Source organism: Hyphococcus formosus, assembly GCF_046736345.1.
In the GTDB taxonomy this organism is placed as follows: Bacteria; Pseudomonadota; Alphaproteobacteria; order Caulobacterales; family Parvularculaceae; genus Hyphococcus; species Hyphococcus formosus.
This window is the reverse complement of the sequence record NZ_CP157210.1, coordinates 2,778,815-2,799,441: the sequence shown is the minus strand read 5'-3', so window position 1 is coordinate 2,799,441 and position 20,627 is coordinate 2,778,815. Positions and strand designations below refer to the sequence as shown.

At 53.5% G+C, this 20,627-nt stretch carries 25 protein-coding genes; 14 read left to right on the top strand and 11 right to left on the bottom strand.

Features of this window, described 5'->3' with window-relative positions:
- The first annotated feature begins 75 nt into the window (after nt 1-75).
- On the top strand, nt 76-1,443 hold the full coding sequence (gene creD / locus ABFZ83_RS13055) for a cell envelope integrity protein CreD (RefSeq protein ID WP_411816993.1): 1,368 nt from the start codon (nt 76-78) through the stop codon (nt 1,441-1,443).
- 47 nt (nt 1,444-1,490) lie between these two features.
- Nucleotides 1,491-2,318, top strand: a complete 828-nt coding sequence (locus ABFZ83_RS13050; protein WP_411816992.1) for a succinate dehydrogenase iron-sulfur subunit — start codon at nt 1,491-1,493, stop codon at nt 2,316-2,318.
- Between the two features lie 2 nt (nt 2,319-2,320).
- On the opposite strand, the gene ABFZ83_RS13045 is transcribed toward ABFZ83_RS13050, so the two are convergent.
- Nucleotides 2,321-2,587: a hypothetical protein gene (locus ABFZ83_RS13045; RefSeq protein ID WP_411816991.1), complete on the bottom strand. Its 267-nt coding sequence runs from the start codon at nt 2,585-2,587 to the stop codon at nt 2,321-2,323.
- A 372-nt stretch (nt 2,588-2,959) separates the two neighbouring features.
- On the opposite strand from ABFZ83_RS13045, the gene ABFZ83_RS13040 reads away from it, so the two are divergent.
- A complete protein-coding gene (locus tag ABFZ83_RS13040) occupies nt 2,960-4,309 on the top strand; it encodes an ammonium transporter (protein WP_411816990.1) in 1,350 nt (449 codons plus the stop codon).
- Nucleotides 4,310-4,359: 50 nt separating this feature from the next.
- On the opposite strand, the gene ABFZ83_RS13035 is transcribed toward ABFZ83_RS13040, so the two are convergent.
- Nucleotides 4,360-5,103, bottom strand: a complete 744-nt coding sequence (locus ABFZ83_RS13035; protein WP_411816989.1) for a hypothetical protein — start codon at nt 5,101-5,103, stop codon at nt 4,360-4,362.
- Nucleotides 5,104-5,291: 188 nt separating this feature from the next.
- Between ABFZ83_RS13035 and ABFZ83_RS13030 the strand changes: the two genes are divergently transcribed.
- From ABFZ83_RS13030 to ABFZ83_RS13005, 6 genes are all read left to right on the top strand, one after another.
- Complete coding sequence (locus tag ABFZ83_RS13030) at nt 5,292-5,618, top strand: ArsR/SmtB family transcription factor (protein ID WP_411816988.1); 327 nt, start codon at nt 5,292-5,294, stop codon at nt 5,616-5,618.
- The gene (locus ABFZ83_RS13025; RefSeq protein ID WP_411816987.1) at nt 5,618-6,064 is read left to right on the top strand and encodes an ArsI/CadI family heavy metal resistance metalloenzyme; all 447 of its coding nucleotides are present in this window, start codon (nt 5,618-5,620) and stop codon (nt 6,062-6,064) included. The genes ABFZ83_RS13030 and ABFZ83_RS13025 overlap by 1 nt, the downstream gene beginning before the upstream one ends.
- Nucleotides 6,064-6,495 (top strand): arsenate reductase ArsC, encoded by a 432-nt coding sequence (locus ABFZ83_RS13020; protein WP_411816986.1) that lies wholly within the window; start codon nt 6,064-6,066, stop codon nt 6,493-6,495. The genes ABFZ83_RS13025 and ABFZ83_RS13020 overlap by 1 nt, the downstream gene beginning before the upstream one ends.
- Nucleotides 6,496-6,507: 12 nt before the next feature.
- Nucleotides 6,508-7,524, top strand: a complete 1,017-nt coding sequence (gene arsB, locus ABFZ83_RS13015; RefSeq protein ID WP_411816985.1) for an ACR3 family arsenite efflux transporter — start codon at nt 6,508-6,510, stop codon at nt 7,522-7,524.
- Nucleotides 7,525-7,570: 46 nt separating this feature from the next.
- Complete coding sequence (zapE, locus tag ABFZ83_RS13010) at nt 7,571-8,707, top strand: cell division protein ZapE (RefSeq protein ID WP_411816984.1); 1,137 nt, start codon at nt 7,571-7,573, stop codon at nt 8,705-8,707.
- A 68-nt stretch (nt 8,708-8,775) separates the two neighbouring features.
- Nucleotides 8,776-10,053: a hypothetical protein gene (locus ABFZ83_RS13005; protein ID WP_411816983.1), complete on the top strand. Its 1,278-nt coding sequence runs from the start codon at nt 8,776-8,778 to the stop codon at nt 10,051-10,053.
- Here ABFZ83_RS13005 and ABFZ83_RS13000 read toward each other — a convergent pair.
- Both ABFZ83_RS13000 and ABFZ83_RS12995 read right to left on the bottom strand, forming a co-directional pair.
- Entirely contained in the window at nt 10,050-11,810 is a 1,761-nt protein-coding gene (locus ABFZ83_RS13000) for a sodium:solute symporter family protein (protein ID WP_411816982.1), read from the bottom strand. The genes ABFZ83_RS13005 and ABFZ83_RS13000 overlap by 4 nt on opposite strands.
- Nucleotides 11,811-11,818: 8 nt before the next feature.
- Nucleotides 11,819-12,094, bottom strand: coding sequence for a DUF4212 domain-containing protein (locus tag ABFZ83_RS12995; protein WP_411816981.1), 276 nt, complete (start codon nt 12,092-12,094; stop codon nt 11,819-11,821).
- Between the two features lie 99 nt (nt 12,095-12,193).
- Here ABFZ83_RS12995 and ABFZ83_RS12990 point away from each other — a divergent pair, with 99 nt between their 5' ends.
- From ABFZ83_RS12990 to rplS, 4 genes are read left to right on the top strand one after another with little or no spacing between them, the layout of a single operon-like run.
- Nucleotides 12,194-13,453, top strand: a complete 1,260-nt coding sequence (locus ABFZ83_RS12990; RefSeq protein WP_411818838.1) for a multidrug effflux MFS transporter — start codon at nt 12,194-12,196, stop codon at nt 13,451-13,453.
- On the top strand, nt 13,450-13,995 hold the full coding sequence (rimM, locus tag ABFZ83_RS12985; RefSeq protein WP_411816980.1) for a ribosome maturation factor RimM: 546 nt from the start codon (nt 13,450-13,452) through the stop codon (nt 13,993-13,995). The genes ABFZ83_RS12990 and rimM overlap by 4 nt, the downstream gene beginning before the upstream one ends.
- Nucleotides 13,996-14,019: 24 nt before the next feature.
- Nucleotides 14,020-14,763 (top strand): tRNA (guanosine(37)-N1)-methyltransferase TrmD, encoded by a 744-nt coding sequence (trmD, locus tag ABFZ83_RS12980; protein WP_411816979.1) that lies wholly within the window; start codon nt 14,020-14,022, stop codon nt 14,761-14,763.
- Nucleotides 14,760-15,149 carry a 50S ribosomal protein L19 gene (rplS, locus tag ABFZ83_RS12975; protein ID WP_411816978.1) on the top strand — a complete coding sequence of 130 codons (390 nt, stop codon included), beginning with the start codon at nt 14,760-14,762 and terminating at the stop codon, nt 15,147-15,149. The genes trmD and rplS overlap by 4 nt, the downstream gene beginning before the upstream one ends.
- Before the next feature lie 66 nt (nt 15,150-15,215).
- Here rplS and bioB read toward each other — a convergent pair whose 3' ends face one another.
- From bioB to ABFZ83_RS12955, 4 genes are all read right to left on the bottom strand, one after another.
- On the bottom strand, nt 15,216-16,172 hold the full coding sequence (gene bioB, locus ABFZ83_RS12970; RefSeq protein WP_411816977.1) for a biotin synthase BioB: 957 nt from the start codon (nt 16,170-16,172) through the stop codon (nt 15,216-15,218).
- 118 nt (nt 16,173-16,290) lie between these two features.
- Nucleotides 16,291-16,719, bottom strand: coding sequence for an SET domain-containing protein (locus ABFZ83_RS12965; RefSeq protein WP_411816976.1), 429 nt, complete (start codon nt 16,717-16,719; stop codon nt 16,291-16,293).
- Between the two features lie 123 nt (nt 16,720-16,842).
- A complete protein-coding gene (locus ABFZ83_RS12960; RefSeq protein ID WP_411816975.1) occupies nt 16,843-17,370 on the bottom strand; it encodes a GNAT family N-acetyltransferase in 528 nt (175 codons plus the stop codon).
- Complete coding sequence (locus ABFZ83_RS12955) at nt 17,370-18,509, bottom strand: glycosyltransferase family 4 protein (RefSeq protein WP_411816974.1); 1,140 nt, start codon at nt 18,507-18,509, stop codon at nt 17,370-17,372. The genes ABFZ83_RS12960 and ABFZ83_RS12955 overlap by 1 nt, the downstream gene beginning before the upstream one ends.
- 191 nt (nt 18,510-18,700) lie before the next feature.
- On the opposite strand from ABFZ83_RS12955, the gene ABFZ83_RS12950 reads away from it, so the two are divergent.
- Nucleotides 18,701-19,051, top strand: coding sequence for a hypothetical protein (locus ABFZ83_RS12950; protein WP_411816973.1), 351 nt, complete (start codon nt 18,701-18,703; stop codon nt 19,049-19,051).
- On the opposite strand, the gene ABFZ83_RS12945 is transcribed toward ABFZ83_RS12950, so the two are convergent.
- Genes ABFZ83_RS12945 through ABFZ83_RS12935 form a run of 3 tightly spaced genes read right to left on the bottom strand, consistent with a single transcriptional unit; the run spans nt 19,048 to nt 20,404 of the window.
- Entirely contained in the window at nt 19,048-19,569 is a 522-nt protein-coding gene (locus ABFZ83_RS12945; RefSeq protein WP_411816972.1) for a hypothetical protein, read from the bottom strand. The genes ABFZ83_RS12950 and ABFZ83_RS12945 overlap by 4 nt on opposite strands.
- Nucleotides 19,533-19,919 carry a hypothetical protein gene (locus ABFZ83_RS12940; RefSeq protein WP_411816971.1) on the bottom strand — a complete coding sequence of 129 codons (387 nt, stop codon included), beginning with the start codon at nt 19,917-19,919 and terminating at the stop codon, nt 19,533-19,535. The genes ABFZ83_RS12945 and ABFZ83_RS12940 overlap by 37 nt, the downstream gene beginning before the upstream one ends.
- Nucleotides 19,904-20,404 (bottom strand): hypothetical protein, encoded by a 501-nt coding sequence (locus ABFZ83_RS12935; RefSeq protein WP_411816970.1) that lies wholly within the window; start codon nt 20,402-20,404, stop codon nt 19,904-19,906. Before ABFZ83_RS12935 ends, ABFZ83_RS12940 begins: the two co-directional genes overlap by 16 nt.
- Between the last annotated feature and the right edge of the window lie 223 nt (nt 20,405-20,627).

The window sequence follows — 20,627 nt, the reverse complement described above, 5'->3', positions numbered from 1 at the left end:
TGATTACGCCTTATGCGGAACAATCACGCCGCGTAGGGCAATTATGGCTGTAGGGGAGATCGAAAAGGCAGCATTATGAATATCAACGAGACATTCAAAAACAGGTCTTTAGGCCTAAAGCTGATTTTGGTGGGCGCGCTTGCCTTCCTTTTGTGGATACCGGCCATGCTGGTTTATGGGTTGGTGTTCGAACGCTCGACCCGCGCAGAAAGCGTTAAGCAAGAGATCTACCAGCTGGCTGGCGGAGAGCAAACGATTAGCGGCCCCCTGATTATTGTTCCGGCGGTGATCGAAACCGACAAACTCGAAAAGTTTGAAGTACCGGTAAAGCGCACGCAATATTTTGCCTTCACCCCGCAAAGCCTAGATATCGATAGCAAGATCTCGGCGACGCAACGACGCCGATCAATTTATGACGCGACGATCTATGACGCCGATATAGAAATGAAAGGCCAGTTTAGTACCCTTGTGCCCCCGGCCATTGCCGACGGCGAAGCGAAATTTGATTGGCAGCAGGCGGTTCTTGCGATCAAATTTCGGGATGACACGGCCCTCAAGGGCATTCGCGACAATCTCTCCGTCAAAATTAATGGTCGCGAACACAAAGCAACCTTTGAACCAGGTATCAGCTTAACGGTTCTCGAGTCAGGGCGTCGCGGCGACAATATCTCCCTGCCCGGGATAAGCATGATGCTGCCGATCACCGACCCTTCAGCAACCATCGAGTTTGAGCTGGCGTTGCCCATGTCTGGCGGCGGGGCACTCCAATTTGCACCCGCGGGCGAGGATACAAGGGTCTCTATGCAGTCGGATTGGCCCGACCCGAGCTTTCAAGGTGCATATCTCCCGGACAGTCGCGAGATCACTGACCAAGGGTTTACCGCGCAATGGCGCATCCCTTACCTCGCCCGAAATCTGCCGCGCAGCTTCCCGGTCGAGGGTAATCTCGCATTTCTCGATCAAGGGAAATCTTTCGGTGTCAGCTTCGTATCCGCTGCGAGCCCCTATAAAAGCGTCAATCGCGCCCTCAAATATTCATTGATGTTTCTCGGTGTTGTTTTTCTGACGTTCTTTTTGTTCGAAGCCACCACCGACGCCAGAGCCCACCCGGCGCAATATATTCTGCTGGGGCTTACGCAGGTGATCTTTTACCTGATGGTTCTCGCATTTTCCGAACATATCGGCTTTGACGCAGCGTTCGCCGTGACGGCAGTGGCCACGGTTAGCCTTTCCGGGGCCTATGCTGCGACGGTGTTTCACAGCAAAATGCGCGGCATAATCGCATTTGCTGCCTTTTCAGCGGCCTATGGTCTGATATATCTACTCATGAAATCAGAGGATTACGCCCTGCTGATCGGCTCTGTTACGGCCTTTGGTGCGATCGCATTGACCATGTTCGTAACGCGACGACTTGATTGGTATGGCGGACGCGATAAGGCATAGATACGCACGCATGGGCGAGCAAAGCATTTAGACAAGGTCTCCGGTAAATGGTTGAACTGACACTGCCGAAAAATTCCAAGATCAACAAAAATGGCAAATCTTACCCTGCCAAGAACGGTGCAACGAACACCCGCACCTTTCGCGTTTACCGCTATGACCCGTCTACCCCAGAAAATCCGAGCGTCGACAGCTATGAAGTCGACGTTTCGGACGTTTCGATGGTGCTCGATGGCCTGATCAAGATCAAAAATGAGATGGACCCGACCCTGTCTTTCCGGCGTTCTTGCCGCGAGGGCGTTTGCGGTTCTTGCTCAATGAACATCAATGGCTCGAACACCCTCGCCTGCACCAAGGCGATGGATGAGCTTGGTGACGGCGATATTCACGTCTACCCATTGCCGCACCAGCCCGTTGTCCGGGATCTGGTCACCGACCTCACCAATTTCTACAAGCAGCACGCTTATATCGAGCCATTCCTCCAGGCAAAAACTGAAGAGCCTGAGACCGAATGGAATCAGACACAGGAAGACCGCGCGAAGCTTGACGGTCTTTATGAGTGCATTCTCTGCGCATGTTGCTCGACGTCATGCCCATCTTATTGGTGGAATGGCGAGAAAGAGGATTCCAAAGAAGAGTATCTTGGCCCGGCGGCACTTCTTCAGTCTTATCGCTGGCTCGCGGATAGCCGTGACCAATTGACGAATGAACGCCTCGACAAGCTTGAGGATGAATTCAAGCTTTATCGTTGCCACACGATCATGAATTGCGCGCAGGTCTGCCCGAAACACCTGAACCCGGCAAAAGCGATTGCTGAAATCAAAAAATTGATGGTCAATCGCCCTGATCCGAAAGGCGCACCGGCCGCCGCCGAATAAGATTACATTAAGCCGCGAAGGCGGTTTGACCTTATTTTACGGGGTTTTTGATGCGGGACGGCCATTGCCGGTTCCCGCATTTTTTCTGCGCCATTATCCGCCGCCCAATAAAGCTCGCGCGCTTCGCTAAGAACGGCATAGGCGCGGATCGCCAATACAACACCGATTACTGCCAACAAAAGGGACAAAAGAAGTCCGCCAATCTGAAATAGCGCCATATTTGATTGAATATCCTGCAACAGGACTGCAGATACCTCTTCTTTTTGCATAGCCCCCTCTTATCCGCACACAAACAAAAGCCGCGCAATACCGCCGCGCCCGCACTTCACGACGCAGCGTTTATTCGGCAATCCCCAAGCGGATAAAGCCTACACATGCCGTAAGCAGGATGGCAATAGCTTTGTTGCAACACAACATTCCTCAAAAATTTTTGGCATAAAACTCGATATAATTAGACGTTATATTCTATTTATCGGCGATTTTAGTCGAAATTGCCGTATTGGTCGATTTTTATCAAGTTTTCATGTTGCGCCGCAGCGAACTTGCGCTCATCATCCTACTACGGATCACTAGACCGCGAACATTGGGACCCACACGGAGTACCCGGTGCCGCACAACAAAAATGTCTGAGGGGCTGTTTTATGAAAAAAAGAACCGTGGGAATGGTGGCAATGTCGGGACTTGCCGCTTTGAGCGTGCTGGGCGCGAGCGCACTTGCACAAGAACCAGCCGCCGAAGCTGTTGAAGCAGCGTCGGCACCGGAGATGGCGTTTGTATTCAATACAATGCTGTTTCTGATTATGGGGATGGTGGTCATGTTTATGGCGGCCGGATTTTGCATGCTTGAGGCTGGTTTGGTGCGTTCAAAGAATGCAGCGACAATCTGTCTAAAGAATATCACCCTGTTTGCGATAGCCACCGTTATGGTTTGGCTTATCGGCTACAACATTATATACGGCGTCGAAGAAGGTGGCTGGATTGGCACCTTAGCGCCATGGAGTGCGGATGATAGCGCGGGGCTCGAAACCGGATACTCAGCATCATCAGACTGGTTCTTCCAGATGGTGTTCGTGGCGACAGCCGCATCGATCGTATCCGGAACAGTTGCCGAGCGCGTTCGTTTGTGGCCGTTCTTTTTATTCACCGCAATTCTAACCGGTTTGATCTACCCAATTCAGGCGTCTTGGGAGTGGGGCGGCGGCTGGCTTGATGCGCGCTATGGCTTTTCTGATTTTGCCGGGTCTACACTGGTGCATGCTACAGGCGGATGGGCGGCGCTCGCGGGGGCATTGGCGCTTGGTCCTCGTCGCGGCAAATATGGCCCAAATGGACAGATCAATGCCATTCGCGGATCAAGCCTGCCACTCGCAACGCTGGGCGTATTCATCCTCTGGCTCGGCTGGTTTGGGTTTAACGGCGGCTCGCAATTGGCGCTTGGCTCGCTAAGCGACGCTATTGCCGTATCGAATATCTTCGTCAACACAAACATGGCGGCTGCGACCGGCGTCATTACGGTGGTTGTTCTGTGTACATTGCTTAAACGCAAGATTGACCTCTCGATGGCGCTTAACGGTGCAATTGGCGGCCTCGTTGCGATCACCGCCGAACCGTTGACCCCTGCAATCTGGCAGGCGGCTTTGATCGGCTCTATCGGCGGCGGCATCATTTTTGTTGTCACGCCAATGCTCGAAGCGATGCGGATAGATGATGTGGTCGGTGCCATTCCCGCACACCTCTTTTGTGGTGTCTGGGGAACCATGGCGGTGCCGCTTACAAATTCTGATGCGACCTTCCTTGGTCAAGCGGTTGGCGTTGGTGCGAATGCGCTCTTCGTCTTCCCCGTCAGCCTCGTAATTTGGTTGCTTCTCAAGATGATCGTTGGCATCCGCGCATCTGCCGAAGAAGAAGAAAAGGGTCTCGACGATTCAGAGATCGGAGCCCCCGCCTGGCCGGACTTTTCCGCGACAGGCAATGTGCACCCTGCCGAGTAAGCAGGAACGCATCCCACGAAAGCCCGGCAGCATTCGCTGTCGGGTTTTTTTTATGACGTAAGCTGAATTTTTGTCGGATTTGCCGGTATTTCGGTGACGCTAGCCGCATCATACCGACTGAAAGCCATAATTTTCTGCCAGATCTTTCTCGACAGAGCCGTTGTCAATTGTTCGATATCACCAGCGCCCGCGACAACTTCAGAATCACGACAAGACTGCGCAAATAGCGCTGCGAGCTTGCCGGTGAGCGACAACATTTCCGAACAATAATCGAGATATCGCTCAAGCAACGGCCCTTCCAAACTAACATTTGGCGAAGACGCCGTCGTCGGCAACAATCGCCGATAGGGGTCTTTTGTGAGCTGGTGCATATCGACAACATGGGCGATGGACCGAAGCTCATGGAGATAATCAAGCGCCTTGGCCCGTTTCCACCGCTCCTCCAGCCGACCAAGCGTCATAACACCAAGGCCGACCAGAACGGCGATGTTCATTGCGGGCTCAAGAACCTGAACCAAACTTGCAGCATCAAATTTCGCCACATCAAAATGAAGGGTCAGCGCAATCCACCCAAGCGCGAAGGTGCCAATTGTCCAGATCGTATAAACCGAAAGCCGAATGGGGATGACGGGCTCGCGCAACCGCTCTGATTCTTCGGCGCAACGCTTAGCGACCTCCGACAGCTCGCTGGCAACCCGCTCAAGCCCGGAACCGGGAAAGCGCTCTGCGATCCGCGATTGCAGCTTTTCAATCGTGACGATGACATGATCCGCACTTAGCGAACGATAAGGCATGACGGCCGGTCCTGTTCAGGCTTCGCCCCTTTATCTATACGGCCTTGATTAAGATAAGCTTTGCCGTTGTTTTCTGGGCTTTGAGAAAATTTCCTGCCCGTCTGTTGACTCTATTCCATATTTCCATAATTATTGAATTATACAAATATGGAAATATCGCGAAAAACACTGCGCGAGGATGACAAACCATGGATACAGATAACGCCGTCAGCGCCTTTTCTGCCTTAGCGCAGGAAACCCGACTTTCGACACTCAAGCTTTTGGTGCAGGCGGGGCCCAACGGCATGGCGGCGGGCGCGATTGCGACAGAACTCGGCCTCGCGGCACCGACCCTGTCTTTCCACCTAAAGGAGCTCGAACGCGCCGAGCTTATCCACGCCCGCAAAGAAGGCCGCAGCATCATTTATGCAGCGGATTATGGCGGGCTACGCGACCTGATCGAATTTTTGCTGGCTGATTGCTGTGGCGGCGATAAGCGCCTCTGCGGCCCCTATATCATCAAGGAGGCATGCTGATGAAACGGCTACATATCCACCTGCGGGTCAAAGACCTTGAGCAATCCATCAAGTATTACACCGCCCTTTTCGGGTCCGAACCGGCAAGGAAAGAACAAGATTACGCGAAATGGATGCTTGATGAGCCTAGCGCCAATATTGCGATTTCAAGCCGCAGCGATGAAACCGGCGTCGATCATGTTGGTATTTCGCTCGAAAACGAAGAACAGCTCGAATCCACTGCCGAAAGGCTTCGCGCAATCGCTGCGCCCCTTTCTATCGAGAGCGATGCGACCTGTTGCTACGCGAAAAGCGACAAATATTGGTCGCACGACCCACAAGGCGCGGTTTGGGAGCTATTTCACACCTTCGGCTCATCGGATGTCTTTGGCAATGACCCAGAACTCGTTTCTGATGTGAAACAAGATCAATCACCTTCCGCATGTTGCGCGCCTGCTAAAACCTGATGAAAAACATACTGTTTCTCTGTACTGGCAATTCTGCGCGCTCGATCATGGCTGAAGCCTATATGAACCATGCGGGCGCAAAGAATTGGCGTGCCTACTCTGCCGGGTCTTCGCCCACGGGCACCGTAAACCCTTACGCAATCGAAACCTTATCCGCCCATAACATCGCGCCAGCGAACGAGCCGCGCTCGAAAAGCTGGGACGCGTTTGCCGACACCGGTGCCCCCATCATGGATGTTATTGTCACGGTTTGCGATAACGCTGCGGGCGAGACCTGCCCCATCTGGCCGCGGCGGGAAGGACAAACGCCGACCATCTTGCATTGGGGTTTCCCCGACCCGGCGGGTGCCGAAAATGAGCCAGCCGCCTTCAAGCAAGTTTTCGAACAAATTCGGTCCGCGATAGACCGGTTTCTCACCGAACAAAAATAACGGATTTCCCAAATGTCGATTTTTGAACGCTACCTTAGCCTATGGGTAGGCCTGAGTATTGTTGCTGGCGTTGCGCTTGGCCAAATGCTGCCTGGAATATTTGGTCTTCTAGCGCAATTGGAATTTGCCAAGGTCAATCTCGTTATCGCCGTTTTGATCTGGGCAATGATTTACCCGATGATGATCGGTGTCGATTTATCGACCATGGGCGATGTGTTGAAACGCCCCAAAGGGTTGATAATTACAATCCTCGTCAATTGGCTGATCAAGCCATTCACCATGGCCGCCTTGGGCGTTCTGTTTTTCAAACATCTCTTTGCCGGGTTGATTCCGCCCGCGGATGCAGACGCCTATATCGCTGGGCTGATTTTATTAGGGGCAGCGCCCTGCACAGCGATGGTGTTTGTCTGGTCGCAATTGACCAAGGGCGATGCGAATTTCACGCTCGCACAGGTCAGCGTCAATGACGCGATCATGGTTTTTGCCTATGCACCAATCGTAGCGCTTTTGCTGGGCGTGACTGATATCGTCGTCCCGTGGGAGACGCTTATTTTATCGGTCGGGCTTTATGTTGTTGCCCCCCTTTTGGCAGGGGCGATCACGCGGACGGTAATTAACGCCAAAGCAAATCCGGAAAAAATTGCCCGCTTCAGTGAACGATTGAAACCATTTTCGATCGTCGCACTTTTGGGAACAGTCGCCTTGCTGTTCGGATTTCAGGGCAAAGTCATTCTCGAAAACCCGCTGGCAATCGCGCTCATATCTGCGCCGCTGCTCGTTCAGTCTTATGGCATATTCGCCATCGCCTTTATTGCAGCGTTGCTCTGGCGGGTGCCGTTCAATATCGCGGCCCCTTGCGCACTCATCGGCACATCAAATTTCTTCGAATTGGCCGTTGCGGTTGCGATCAGCCTGTTTGGCCTTGAATCCGGCGCAGCCCTCGCCACGGTTGTCGGCGTTTTGGTCGAAGTCCCGGTCATGCTGTCCCTCGTCGCCATCGCAAATAAGAGCAAAAGATATTTTCCCTAACCCATGGACTTTCGGCCTTCATCGCAACGCGCTATAGCCCGAAGCAATGAAAGGGCCGAGACCAAGATATGATGCGCTCGTCAAGTCGGGCGCGCTGGACAATGATCCGGCCCAAGAAGAGGCAGCCGACCGGCTGCAGCTTCTGCATGAGCAACTGAAATCCTATAATGGTCGTCAGCGCGGATTTTTCTCTTCGCGCAAAGCTCCGCCAAGGGGCGTTTATATTTGGGGTGATGTCGGTCGCGGTAAAACCCTGTTGATGGATCTATTCTTCAACAACACCGCATACAAACATAAGCGACGGGTCCATTTCCATGAATTCATGGCGGAGACCCATGAGCGGATTGCCGATTGGCGCGCGCTGAGCCTTTCTGAGAAACGCCGCCATAAAGCCGTCAATCGCGCTTCACCCGATGACCCGATGCCGCCTGTTGCACACGACATTGCCAAACATGCACGGCTTTTATGTTTCGACGAATTTTTCGTCACCGACATTGCAGATGCGATGATCCTGGGGCGGTTATTTACGGCCCTGTTCGATTATGGTGTCGTGGTCGTGGCAACGTCCAACCGGGTGCCCGATGATCTTTATAAGGACGGCCTCAACCGACAACTCTTCATGCCCTTTATCGAGATCCTGAAAAACAATCTCGACGTCATTGAATTACGATCAGCACAGGACTACCGCCTCGCCAAGCTAAGCGAGGCACCGGTTTATTACCAACCTTTAGGACCTGCCGCGGATAAGGCCATGGACGCGGCCTGGTTAAGCATGATCAGTGGCGGCCACGAACACGAAGAAGAGGTGGTCGTAAAGGGGCGCAAACTGATTGTCCCGCGTGCGGCCCGTGGGGCGGCGCGTTTCGACTTTGCCGATCTGTGCGAAAAGCCGCGTGGCGCATCCGATTATTTGGCACTGGTTCGGCGCTATGGCGCGATCTATCTTGACCATATACCGGTCATGAGCCCGGAACGGCGAAACGAGGCCAAACGGTTTTCGACCCTCATCGATACGATCTACGATGCGCGGGTCAAACTGGTCTGTTCCGCTGCCGCCGAACCAGATCAGCTATACCCCGAGGGGCACGGCGCGTTCGAGTTCGAACGGACGGCCTCTCGCCTTATGGAAATGCGCAGCGCAGAATATCTCAGAACCGCTTCGGTTGATCCCGATTTGGACTAGGGGCCAATGGATTTATTGAATAAGCCATTATATTCTCTTTCAGTTTTAGTTCTTGCAGGAGCAGAGCAATGGATCGCCTGAGAACGTTGGGCGCGCTTGTTGGGGGCTCGTTACTTATATCGATCATTTACGGCGTGACGCTGGACAACAGCGAACCCGCCATAGATTTTGATATGACCGAAACCGAAGGAAACCAGCTCGTCGTCACCGGCGACCGTGGCGCATTCTCTTTGCGCCGTGACGATTTGCGCATGGAAGCCTTTTGGCGAGGCTCGTTCATGCTCAATGAAACTGCCGATGACATCAAATCACTCGACCATAAGCTTGCGATCATCCGTGAAAAAGACGGCCTCTCCGAAAAGGCGGTCTTTGTCCCTGATGGCGGTGACGTCAAAAAGTTTTATTACATTGGCGAGGACGAACAGGAAAATGGCCCTGAGACCGATGCTTCCATTAGCGAGCTGCTGACCAGCTTTTTAAGCGCGAGCGGCGTGCGCGCAGAAGAACGCGTTGCTGCTTTATTGGAAAAAGGTGGGGTTTCTGAAGTTCTTTCAATATTCGATACGCTTTATGGCGATCATACGCGCGAACGTTATTCAACGGAGCTTTTGAAACAAGCCGATCTCAATCAAGAGGAACTTCATGCGCTTCTCGACGCGCTTTCATCGATCGATTCCGATAGCACCCTAAGGACCATTCTCGGCGAGATACTCATTAAGGAAACTATTCGCGCCGAAGACATTCCGCATTTTCTTAAAACAGCTTCGAACATCGACAGCGATTACGACATGCGGCGACTGATCGAGACGGTTGGCGAACATTCGATGAATGCGGACGCGATCGACCTTTCTCTTGAATTGATTGAAACGATCGATAGCAACCATGATCTTCGTCTGGCCGGAGAAGTCATCTTGGCGCATCCGGAAGCGTCGCCAAAAAACATTGCCGAATTACTGTTGATCGCACGCGATCAAATGGATAGCGCCCATGACCTGCGTCTTCTGCTTGTCGATGCGGCACCCCTTTTGTCCGGTAATGACAAAGTCGCTGACGCCTGGTTAGGCGCTTTCGCAGAAATAGACTCCGATCACGACAAACGCCTCGCCCTCGCGGATGCGGCGGATGAGGATCTACCGCCCGAAATCACCCGCGCGCTGATTGACGCCACCAATGAAATCGACAGCGATCATGACCGGCGGCTTGCGCTCGAAAATTTCGCCAGCGACGCCCGCAACATGCCGATGCTGACCGAAGCCTATAAGGCTGCGGCGGCAGGTATTTCGAGTGATTATGATCGACGCCGCGCCCTCGAAAGCATTGGCGTTGAGACCGACATCGACGATTAAGCGATTTTCGTCACGGGCATTCGTATATCTTCGACCATGGCGCAAACCTTTTCTGGTGTCGGCGCGGTAAATCGTGACACGACAATCGCCACGGCGAAATTAATTACCATACCGATGGACCCGATACCCTCTGGCGAAACGCCGAACAGCCAATTCTCGGCGCTATTCACCGCGCCAAACCAGGGCGATTTGAAATAGATGATATAGCCAAGGGTAAAGACCAAGCCGCCAACCATTCCCGCAACGGCCCCTTCGCGATTAATCCACTTAAAGAAAATACCCATCAGTATCGCCGGGAAGAGCGACGCGGCCGCAAGGCCAAACGCCAAGGCAACAACCTGCGCCACAAAACCTGGCGGATTAATGCCCAGATAGCCGGCAATCATAATCGCCACAGTGGCCGCCGCTCGCGCCGCCATAAGCTCCGTTTTTTCTGTGATCTGTGGGCGGAATGTTTTCTTTAATAGATCGTGACTAATCGCCGTTGAAATAACCAACAACAGCCCCGCGGCAGTGGACAATGCCGCAGCAACGCCGCCGGCCGCAACCAGTGCAATCACCCAGCCGGGCAATTGCGCAATTTCGGGATTGGCCAATACCATAATATCGCGATCAACGGATATCTCATTTGCGCTTACGGTTGGCGCATTCGCGAGGAGCCGCTCGCCATGCGGCCCTACCCCTTCGACATATTCGGAACGCCCTTCAAAGGGTGCACCGGGACCATATTGAATGACACCATCCTCATTCTTATCGAGCCAAGCGATAAGCCCGATTTGCTCCCAACTCTTCACCCATTGCGGCGCTTCAGCATAGGACTTTTCGTGCACACTATCGATAAAGTTTAACCGCGCGAATGCACCCACCGCCGGTGCCGTCGTATATAACAAGGCGATAAACACCAACGCATAGCCTGCAGACCTGCGCGCATCAGAAACCTTGGGCACCGTGAAAAACCGTACGATCACATGGGGCAGACCCGCAGTCCCGGTCATAAGCGCAAGGGTAATTGCAAAGATATCGATTTTGGACTTTACCGCCTCGGTATAGGCGGAAAAACCAAGATCAGTCAGCGCCAAATCAAGCTTGTCGAGAACCGAAACCGACTCCCCTGCAACATTCGACCCAAGTCCCAATTGCGGCACAGGATTTCCTGTCATCAGCATAGAGATGAATATCGCGGGAACCATATAGGCGAAAATCAACACGCAATATTGCGCGACTTGCGTGTAGGTAATGCCTTTCATGCCGCCCAGCACCGCATAGAAAAACACAACACCCATACCGACGATAACGCCCCATTCAATGGGCATTTCCAGAAAGCGCGAAAAGACAACCCCCACCCCGCGCATCTGCCCGGCGATATAGGTGAACGAAACGACGATAAGACAAATCACTGCAACGACCCGCGCGGTTCGCGAGTAATACCGTTCACCAATGAAATCAGGTACGGTGAACTGACCGAATTTACGCAAATATGGCGCGAGCAATAATGCCAGCAAAACATACCCGCCAGTCCACCCCATCAGGTAAACGCTGGCGTCGTAACCGGCAAAGGCAATAATCCCTGCCATTGAAATAAATGACGCCGCGCTCATCCAGTCCGCGGCGGTCGCCATGCCATTCGCCACCGGATGAATATGCCCGCCAGCCACATAAAAATCTGAGGTTGACCGTGCGCGCGACCAGATCGCAATACCGATATAAAGCGCGAATGAAAGCCCAACAAAAACAAAAGTGAGAATTTGTGCGTCCATGACCTGACCTATTCGTCACTTACGCCATAGCGCTTTTCAATCGTGCGCATACGTACCGCATAAACAAAAATGAGGATTACAAAGGTGATGATTGACCCTTGCTGCGCAAACCAGAAGCCAAGCTTGAAGCCCGCAATATCGATACGGTTCAGTAGATCGACGAATATTATTCCCGCACCGAAAGACACGGCGAACCAAATCGCCAATAACCCGCAAAGAAGTTTTATGTTTTCTCGCCAGTAACCCGCAGCCGTCAATTTTGCCGCTTCCGGTTCATTCTGCATAACCACCCCATATCTATTTTTTGGTAGAGATTAGTGGTGTTTAACGCCCCTGCCTATCTTCTTGTTGCCAAATCGATATGCGACGAGTAACCCGCTGTGATGGATATCCAATCAAAACCCTCCGTTGAAACATCCGCGATACGTGCATCAATCCCTTATGTTGAACTCGTAGCGTTCATCGCTGCGGCAATGGCATTGAATGCGCTGGCGATCGATATGATGCTGCCTGCACTTGGGCAGATTGGAAACGAACTGGGAGCCACGCATGACAATGACCGGCAGCTCATCGTCGTTGTCTATGTCCTTGGGAATGGGATTGCCCAGCTATTTTTCGGACCGATTGTTGACCGTTTCGGGCGCAAAAGGGTCCTGATGATTTCATTGGGTGGGTATATTGTCGGCTCGCTTCTCAGCGTGGTCGCCTCTACCTTTACACTACTTCTCGCAGCCCGCGCCTTTCAGGGCGTTGCGACGGCGGCGACCCGCGTCGCAGCGATAGCGATTGTCCGGGACCAGTGCTCTGGCCGCAAAATGGCGGAAGTCATGTCGCTGGCGATGACCGTCTTTATGGCCGCGCCGATCCTGGCACCGGGTTTTGGTCAGATTGTTCTGGCATTTGCCCCATGGCGCGGGATTTTCGTCGCGCTGCTGATCTATGGGTTCATTCTGGCGATCTGGACTTGGTTACGGATGCCGGAAACCATGGCCGCAGAGGACCGCAAGCCGCTACGGGCCGGCCCTATCACGGCTTCTTACGTTGAATTTGTGACGAACCGAATTTCGATCGGTTATACGCTCGCGGCCGCATCCTGCTTTGGGGCGCTTTTTGGCTATATCAGCGCGTCTGAGCAGATCTTCCTTGAGACCTTTGATATTGGATCAAACTTCGCTTTGGCGTTTGGGGTCATCGCCAGCGGGCTCGGGGCCGCGACATTACTCAACGCGCGGATCGTTTCGCGATTCGGCATGCGCCGCCTCACGCATGGGGCGCTATTGGCCTTTGTCATTTCGAATGCGTTACATTTATTGTTCGCCATCCTATTTGGCGAAAGCTTCATGCTATTCATGGCCTTTATGGTGATCTCGTTCTTCTCGCTCGGCCTGATTGGCCCGAATGCGACCGCTTTGGCGATGGAGCCCATGGGCCATAATGCCGGAGCCGCAGCGGCAGCAAATGGTTTTGCGGGAACCACCATTGCGGGCTTTTTAGGCGGGCTGATTGGTCATTTCTATGACGGAACGACCATGCCTGTCATTTTTGGTTTCACCTTGCTCGGCTTGATTGCCTTCGCATTCGCTTTGTGGACCGAACAAGGAAAGCTGTTCGGTGTCGGCGAAGAGGCAGAGAGCACGCCATGACGACAGATAAGCGTGTTTGCCTGGGGGCCCTTGCAGGTGCCCATGGCGTTCGGGGGGAAGCCAAGGTCAAAGTATTTACGGCTGAACCGGACGGCATTTCGGCCTATGGCCCGGTCGAGACCGAAGATCGCAAGCGACGCTTCACCCTGACCGTCATTCGCCAGATGAAAGGTGATTTCGTTCTGGTGCGCGCACCAGAGATAAAATCTCGTGAGGACGCGGAATCCCTCAAAGGAAGCCGTCTTTACGTCGATCGAGACGCCCTTCCCGCCCCTGAGGAAGATGAGTTTTACCTCGATGATCTCGTGGGCCTTCGCGCCGAAGACGAAACCGGCGCGCCCCTGGGCAGCATCAAAGCGGTCTATAATTTTGGCGCTGACGACATGATCGAACTGACCAAAATTCCCGGCATTAAGGGCGTAAGGCTGGTGCCCTTTACCAAGGCCATGGTGCCAGAAGTTGATATCGCAGGTGGACGGGTGGTCGTCGCGCGCGTCGCCATCGATCCGGAAGACCCTGCGCCCGAACCTCAAAAATCCTAGGCGACTTGCGCCAACGCCGCCGCCATGTCATCTGACGCCATTATGTGGCGCGCGACAGTATTAACCCTTTATCCTGAGCTATTTCCCGGCCCGCTCGACGCCTCGATTTTGGGGCGCGGGGCCGCCGAAGGCCATTGGGCGCTCGATACAGTCAATATTCGGGACTTTTCCGACAATAAATATGGCTCGGTTGACGATACGCCCGCCGGCGGCGGGGCCGGGCTCGTGATGCGGGCCGATATCATGGCCAATGCCATTGATAGCGTCCCCCGAAACGATCGCCGGATTATCTATCTTTCGCCCCGCGGAAAGCCCCTGACGCAGGCTATGGCCCATGACCTGAGCCGAGAGCCGGGCCTGATCGCCATTTGCGGTCGTTTTGAAGGGCTGGACGAGCGAATTTTCGAGGCGAGACAGGTCGAAGAGGTCTCAATCGGAGATTTTGTGCTCGCAGGCGGAGAAATCGCCGCAATGGCGCTCATAGAGGCTTGCGTCCGGCTGATCCCCGGGGTATTGGGCTCCGCTTCTTCCCTTGGGGAAGAGAGCTTTGAAGGCGGGTTGTTGGAATATCCCCAATATACGCGCCCGAGAGAATTTGAAGGCCGGGCTATCCCGGAAGTTTTGCTGTCTGGTGATCACAAAAGAATTGCCGAGTGGCGGGACGAAAAACGGAAAGAAATAACGCGAACGAGACGACCGGACCTCTGGGAGAGGTTTTCTACTGACGGTCCTATCCGGCGCAGCAACAACAAGGAACCGAAGACATGAACATCATCGAACAGCTCGAAAAAGAGCACATCGAAGAGCTTGGCAAAACTGTCCCTGAGTTTGGTGCCGGCGACACAGTTAAAGTCAATGTCCGCATTAAAGAAGGCGAGCGCGAGCGTATTCAGGCATTTGAAGGCGTTTGCATTGCACGCAAAGGCGGCGGGCTGAACGAAGCATTCACCGTTCGTAAAATTTCATTTGGCGAAGGCGTTGAGCGGGTATTCCCGATCTATTCACCGCTCGTCGATTCAATCGAAGTGATCCGCCGCGGTAAAGTTCGCCGCGCGAAACTTTACTATCTTCGTGAGCGTCGCGGTAAATCTGCACGTATCGCAGAGAAGGTTGATCGCCGCCAAACTGCGAAGAAGAAAAAAGCCGAGAAATAAGCTCAGGCAATTACGGTTAAAAAAACGGGGCCCTGTGGCCCCGTTTTTTGTGCGTGAGGTTTACGATTAAATCAGCTCTAAGCCGAGTTGGTCAAAGAGCGCGCTATCTTTGTCCTGACCCGGATTATTCGTCGTCAGCAACTCATCACCAACAAAAATCGAATTGGCACCGGCAAGGAAACAAAGCGCCTGCGCTTCGTCGCTCATATGCTCACGGCCAGCCGATAAACGAACATAGGATGTCGGCATCAATATCCGCGCAACGGCGATAAGCCGCGCAAAATCAAGGGCAGACACAGGTTCGCTGTCACCAAGCGGGGTCCCTTCGATCGGCATCAGCGAATTGATCGGCACCGATTCCGGCGGCGGTGACATATTCGCAAGCGCCAGCAAAAAGCCCACGCGGTCTTCGACTTTTTCGCCCATGCCGACGATGCCGCCACAACAAACCTTCATGCCCGCGCCACGGACCTTGTCGAGGGTTTCAATACGGTCCTCGAAGGTGCGTGTAGAAATCACCTTGCCATAATATTCGGGCGAGGTGTCGATATTGTGGTTGTAATAATCCAGCCCCGCATCACTCAGCGAGGTCGCCTGATCCTCGCTCAACATGCCCAAGGTCATGCAGGTTTCGAGACCGAGCGATTTCACTTCCGCCACCATGTCGCATAGCTCGGGCATGTCACGGTCTTTTGGCGAGCGCCATGCCGCGCCCATGCAAAAGCGCGAGGCACCCTCGGCCTTGGCCCGTTTTGCCTCCGCGAGAACCTTTTCTTTGTCCATTAATTTGGACGCTTTAAGGCCGGTTTTGAAATGTGCAGACTGGCTGCAATAGCCGCAATCCTCAGGGCAACCGCCTGTCTTGATCGACAGGAGCCGCGAGGCCTGAACCTGATTGGGGTTGAAATTTTCACGATGAACTTCTTGCGCGCGGAATATCAGCTCCGCGAATGGAAGCGCCATTAACGCCTCGACGTCTTCGCGCATCCACCGTGCGGTTTTTGGTCTTGTTTCGCCGTCCATAAGCCTCGATTACCTTCACAACTGCGCTTTTCATAGCGGGTTGCGAAGGCAAGGTCACGCCTATTACGGCGGAATGTTACGGGTGGCGAAATTTGAAACCACCACCCGCCACAGCGGGTCAGGCGATATGGCCGTTAGGTTTCGCCGCCTGAACCGAAAAGCTGGCGACCAGCGACGGCAATAAGGTAAATTCCGGGTCGAATTCGTGGTAATTGCACAATAGCTCATCGCCTGCGCGAATATCCCGGATCGCATAGCCTTCGACGACTTTTGTAAAGTCCGTATTCGGCTCAAGCGTATGGTTCATGAACCGTCCATTGTCGATTTCAATGACCAGCATGTCCGGACGGTCATGCGCGGGATAAGCATATTTCCGCAAAAAATCCTGCATCATCGGCGTTTGGTCGTTGAGCCATGACGCTGGCACCAATCGGTCAAAATCCGGCTCATAGCGCCAGATCAATGCCCCATTCTTGATCGGTTCAGCGGCAAAAACGCCCACGCCTTCAACGTCGCTCGCGGCGACAAAGGTTGGTACAAGCATCATTTGAGATATATCTCCAAGCCGGACAATGGGGACGGCAGCCCCGCGCGTTCGAACGGCCGACGGCGACAAATCAAATCGCTATATTGAAGAAAATTTCAAGCGAATTTTTTCAGAAAGGTTCAATCATCCGAACCGGGACAACCATGACGCGCGATCAGCCGCCCACACGTCCAACGTAAATCCGCTAAAATCGAAAGTCTCGTGAGTTTTTGACTCGCCAATTTTTCTGGCCACGGCTTGGCTTTTTGTGTTGCTTGGATCGATGGTTGAGATGATGCGCGGCAGGTCAGGAAATTGAGCGAAAATCCACTTGGCCGCGCCAATCGCCGCTTCCGGCGCGTAGCCCTTGCCCCAGGCGGAACTCGCGATTGTCCAGCCACATTCGAGGCCCGGCCAGCCTTCTGGCATCCACGGACCAACCCGGCCAAGCCATGCGCCAGAATTGCGCTCCTCGACTGAGAACCAACCATAGCCGCGGATCGACCAATGTCCCAGATAAGATGCGAATTGCCGCCACAAAAGGTCACGAGGTTGCAGTCCACCTAGGGTTTCAGCCACCAATGGATCAGACATCATCGCTATATGATCTTCACAATCGCGCGGCTCCAAAGGGCGTAAAATCAATCGTTCTGTTTCTATACGAATGGTCATTATTTTACTCCGAGCAGACTATCGGCGATCGCCTCAACCCTACGGGCATTTCCGGCCCAAGTGTAATCGCCTTTGACGATTGTTTCGCGCGCCGCGGCACCGATGCGCTGGCGGAGATCGTGATCATTGATCACCTCGGTAAGCGCAGCTTCAAGACCATCTTGTTCAAACAATATCCCGTCTTTGCCATTGGTCACGACCTCTTGGATATTTGCCGCAAGCGGAGCAACCACGGGCTTCGCCTGCGCCATATATTCAAAAAGTTTCAAGGGCGAGGCGTAATCGACCACGGCGGGTTGTAGTGCAATATCAAACGCCGCGACATGCGCCGGCATTGCGTCACGCTGGACCACACCGGTGAAGGTGACCTGGTTCGCCACACCGAGCGCCTGCGCCAATTGCTCCAGGTCGTTGCGCGCAGGCCCATCGCCAACAATGAACAAATGCAGATCCGAGCGCGGCGATTGCGCCAGATAACGCACAACCTTATCGACGCCATGCCAGGCCCGCACGAAACCGGTGAAACCGAGCACGAGCTTATCGCTCAAACCATATTGCGCACGGATGATCTTGGGGTTTTGCGTATCGAGAAATGCCGGCTCGACCCCGTTTTGGATCGTATGAATTTTTGCTTCATCAACACCGGCAGCCGCAACCCGTCTTGCCAATACATCTGTCACCGGCAAGACCGCGTTCGCGGCTCGCCAGATCGCAGCTTCGCTTTTGCGGGCAAAGGCACGAAGCGATAAATCGCCATGGGCCGCGCGCTCATCCGCCAAAGGCGCATTAACCTCAAGAATCATGGGCAGGTTTTTCCGGCGTTTGAGCCAAGCCCCCGCATGATAAAAAAGATTGTACCGCTCATAGAGAATGTCCGGCGCGTGCTCTGCAAAAAGTTTCGCGAGTCGCCGATAACCAATATAAGAATATCCGTATTCGGCACATTCATAAACGGGCGCTGGCAAAAGTGCTTTAAGACCGCCACCGCTATTATCCGCATCAAGTTGCCGGCGCTTACCGTCATCCGGCCCCGCCATGACAATCTCTGCGCCCCGCGACTGAAGCGCATGGGTCAGCGATGCAATATGAACATATTGCCCGTCAGCAGACCGGGTTCGATGAGAATAAAGATACTTCATTCTGCGGTTTTTATCCTGATGCACGTAAAAATTTCTACCCGGAAAATCGCCCGTTAAGAGAGTGGCAATTTAAGCTTACATCCTGCGGGCGTATGAACACCTAAAATCATGACCAATCGCAAGAATTAAAGTTGCAGATCGCTGCGCGGCAGATCACCATTAACCAGAACGAACTGAGTATGGTGAGTGTGATGCGTAAATTGGTAATGTTTCTTGGTGTTTTGGTCGCTTTTTCGGGCAGCACGGCGTTCGCCCATCCGGGATCAAAAATTCTGACAACGGCTGGCGGCGTATCCAAACAGGCAATGACCAGCGGTGTTCGCTATGAAGATGTGAATGGCGTGCATGTATTTCGCGGCTCAACTGCGCTTTTGGGGGATGAAGCCGCACCGCGACCATCCGGGAAACAGATGGTCGTGAAGAAAATCGAGATCCGGCACACATGGCGCAGCTTTCGCCATCTAAGGACCCAAGGATTTTATTCGGGCGACGCCTATCCGACACGCCGATACACTCAAGGGTTCTATAGTTCAGGCCGTTAGGGTTCACGCGAAATCAAGGTTACCGGCTGCGCACCAACCGGATCGACCATTACAGCTTCACCCGATGTATCTGGTGAAGGTTGCTGCGCCATCATACCGGGCGGAAGACCCATCCGCAGAAGCTCAAGCTCCATCCGCAAGCGTGCGATTTCAAGATCATAAAGCTTGGTGCAATCCGGTCGGTCCGGCCGTTTTCCGAGGGGCACAACTATTCGCCCATAGACCGTGGCCGTCTCGCGGTCAAAAACATCCTGCGCGCCGATCATACCAATATCGAGATAAGGACCACCACTCGCCACAGCCGACTGGCATGAAAGACCGGACGCCCCGCGGACACTGTCTTGACCATGCGCCACCGGCGGGGTCGGCAAAAACACGCTGCTCTGATTATAAATCGAGCTTTGTGATGGCGGCACATAGGGTGGGTAATATTGCGGTGACGCGTCCTGTGCTTGAGCCGCCGATAGGAGCCCCGCCGCACTTATAGCGCCAATCGTGAGACCTGATATTTTCCGCATACTTCTCCCCTTATTTGTGCGCCGACGCCATTTGTGAAATAGGCTGATGTGAGGCAAACCATGACGCGCCGCTCTTTATTGACGAGCCCCCAGACGAAGAATGACCGCGCGCCATTGGGTGGGATTTGCAGAACACGCGGAGACAACTCTATATCAGTGACCGGATTGCCCTCTTCATCTGACAGCGTCACCGAAAATGTCTGCGCGGTGTCATAGGGGTTTATGGCTTGCAACTGAATGGCAAAAACATCCGTATAGGTTTTGATATTGCCTTTCATTGGTGACAGCGCCTGCCCATAGCTCGGTCCGGCATAGGTCATCAACGTAATGACGATCAGGATGAAACGCATCGTATCGTCACCGGTAGCTGATAGGACCCCGCGGGGAATACACCGGCCGCTTTGGTTGCGCTCGCATTGATCGAAAGATTAGTCAGCCCCAAACCCAAGCTCGAAAGAACACCCGTGCCAACACCGCCTAAAATCGTCACCCCCGAAGCATCGACCGACGCGTCATAGGTTACATTCGCGTCACCACCGGACGGCATTGCAGAAAACCCGGCAGGCGCATCAATCACAAGATTGAAATCGGAACTGGTTGTCACTGCCGTCGCGCCGCCGGGCGAACCACCACCATTTGAACTTGAAAGCTCGGTATAGGTACTATTGGGCGTTAGCGTTCCCGATGACGAGATCGTCAAAACACAAACATCAAGAATGAGCCCGTCAAAGAGCAAATTGCCTGAACTCTGTGCCGAGGCCCGCTCGCATAGCCCAAGAAAAACCAATGTCGCGAGCGAAGTTAGCCCGTAAATACCGGCATTTATTGCACGCATAGAAATACTCCCCCTCCCGGCAAGCCAGGATTGATAAAACAAATTGAGAAGCATGATGCTTTTTGAATGCACAAAAATATTGTGCGGGCTGATTAATTCTGATCAGCAATATTCGTGTCCAGAGCACGAATGAAAGCCATATCTATAAAAGCGCTATGACTAAAGCGTTAACCATGAGAACAAAAAAGCCGACCACGTTCCCGTGATCGGCTTTGAATTTTGC

What these genes read in the sequence shown, in the direction of transcription:
- ABFZ83_RS13040 (WP_411816990.1), top strand. Translation starts at nt 2,960, where the DNA reads ATGAAAAAAAGAACCGTGGGAATGGTGGCAATGTCGGGACTTGCCGCT.
- ABFZ83_RS12955 (WP_411816974.1), bottom strand. Translation starts at nt 18,509, where the DNA reads ATGAAGTATCTTTATTCTCATCGAACCCGGTCTGCTGACGGGCAATAT.
- ABFZ83_RS13000 (WP_411816982.1), bottom strand. Translation starts at nt 11,810, where the DNA reads ATGGACGCACAAATTCTCACTTTTGTTTTTGTTGGGCTTTCATTCGCG.
- ABFZ83_RS13050 (WP_411816992.1), top strand. Translation starts at nt 1,491, where the DNA reads ATGGTTGAACTGACACTGCCGAAAAATTCCAAGATCAACAAAAATGGC.
- ABFZ83_RS13045 (WP_411816991.1), bottom strand. Translation starts at nt 2,587, where the DNA reads ATGCAAAAAGAAGAGGTATCTGCAGTCCTGTTGCAGGATATTCAATCA.
- ABFZ83_RS13025 (WP_411816987.1), top strand. Translation starts at nt 5,618, where the DNA reads ATGAAACGGCTACATATCCACCTGCGGGTCAAAGACCTTGAGCAATCC.
- ABFZ83_RS12965 (WP_411816976.1), bottom strand. Translation starts at nt 16,719, where the DNA reads ATGATGCTTGTACCAACCTTTGTCGCCGCGAGCGACGTTGAAGGCGTG.
- creD (WP_411816993.1), top strand. Translation starts at nt 76, where the DNA reads ATGAATATCAACGAGACATTCAAAAACAGGTCTTTAGGCCTAAAGCTG.
- ABFZ83_RS13030 (WP_411816988.1), top strand. Translation starts at nt 5,292, where the DNA reads ATGGATACAGATAACGCCGTCAGCGCCTTTTCTGCCTTAGCGCAGGAA.
- ABFZ83_RS12945 (WP_411816972.1), bottom strand. Translation starts at nt 19,569, where the DNA reads ATGCGGAAAATATCAGGTCTCACGATTGGCGCTATAAGTGCGGCGGGG.
- rplS (WP_411816978.1), top strand. Translation starts at nt 14,760, where the DNA reads ATGAACATCATCGAACAGCTCGAAAAAGAGCACATCGAAGAGCTTGGC.
- ABFZ83_RS12935 (WP_411816970.1), bottom strand. Translation starts at nt 20,404, where the DNA reads ATGCGTGCAATAAATGCCGGTATTTACGGGCTAACTTCGCTCGCGACA.
- ABFZ83_RS12960 (WP_411816975.1), bottom strand. Translation starts at nt 17,370, where the DNA reads ATGACCATTCGTATAGAAACAGAACGATTGATTTTACGCCCTTTGGAG.
- trmD (WP_411816979.1), top strand. Translation starts at nt 14,020, where the DNA reads ATGTCATCTGACGCCATTATGTGGCGCGCGACAGTATTAACCCTTTAT.
- ABFZ83_RS12990 (WP_411818838.1), top strand. Translation starts at nt 12,194, where the DNA reads ATGGATATCCAATCAAAACCCTCCGTTGAAACATCCGCGATACGTGCA.
- ABFZ83_RS12995 (WP_411816981.1), bottom strand. Translation starts at nt 12,094, where the DNA reads ATGCAGAATGAACCGGAAGCGGCAAAATTGACGGCTGCGGGTTACTGG.
- rimM (WP_411816980.1), top strand. Translation starts at nt 13,450, where the DNA reads ATGACGACAGATAAGCGTGTTTGCCTGGGGGCCCTTGCAGGTGCCCAT.
- arsB (WP_411816985.1), top strand. Translation starts at nt 6,508, where the DNA reads ATGTCGATTTTTGAACGCTACCTTAGCCTATGGGTAGGCCTGAGTATT.
- ABFZ83_RS12940 (WP_411816971.1), bottom strand. Translation starts at nt 19,919, where the DNA reads ATGCGTTTCATCCTGATCGTCATTACGTTGATGACCTATGCCGGACCG.
- ABFZ83_RS13020 (WP_411816986.1), top strand. Translation starts at nt 6,064, where the DNA reads ATGAAAAACATACTGTTTCTCTGTACTGGCAATTCTGCGCGCTCGATC.
- zapE (WP_411816984.1), top strand. Translation starts at nt 7,571, where the DNA reads ATGAAAGGGCCGAGACCAAGATATGATGCGCTCGTCAAGTCGGGCGCG.
- ABFZ83_RS13035 (WP_411816989.1), bottom strand. Translation starts at nt 5,103, where the DNA reads ATGCCTTATCGTTCGCTAAGTGCGGATCATGTCATCGTCACGATTGAA.
- bioB (WP_411816977.1), bottom strand. Translation starts at nt 16,172, where the DNA reads ATGGACGGCGAAACAAGACCAAAAACCGCACGGTGGATGCGCGAAGAC.
- ABFZ83_RS13005 (WP_411816983.1), top strand. Translation starts at nt 8,776, where the DNA reads ATGGATCGCCTGAGAACGTTGGGCGCGCTTGTTGGGGGCTCGTTACTT.
- ABFZ83_RS12950 (WP_411816973.1), top strand. Translation starts at nt 18,701, where the DNA reads ATGCGTAAATTGGTAATGTTTCTTGGTGTTTTGGTCGCTTTTTCGGGC.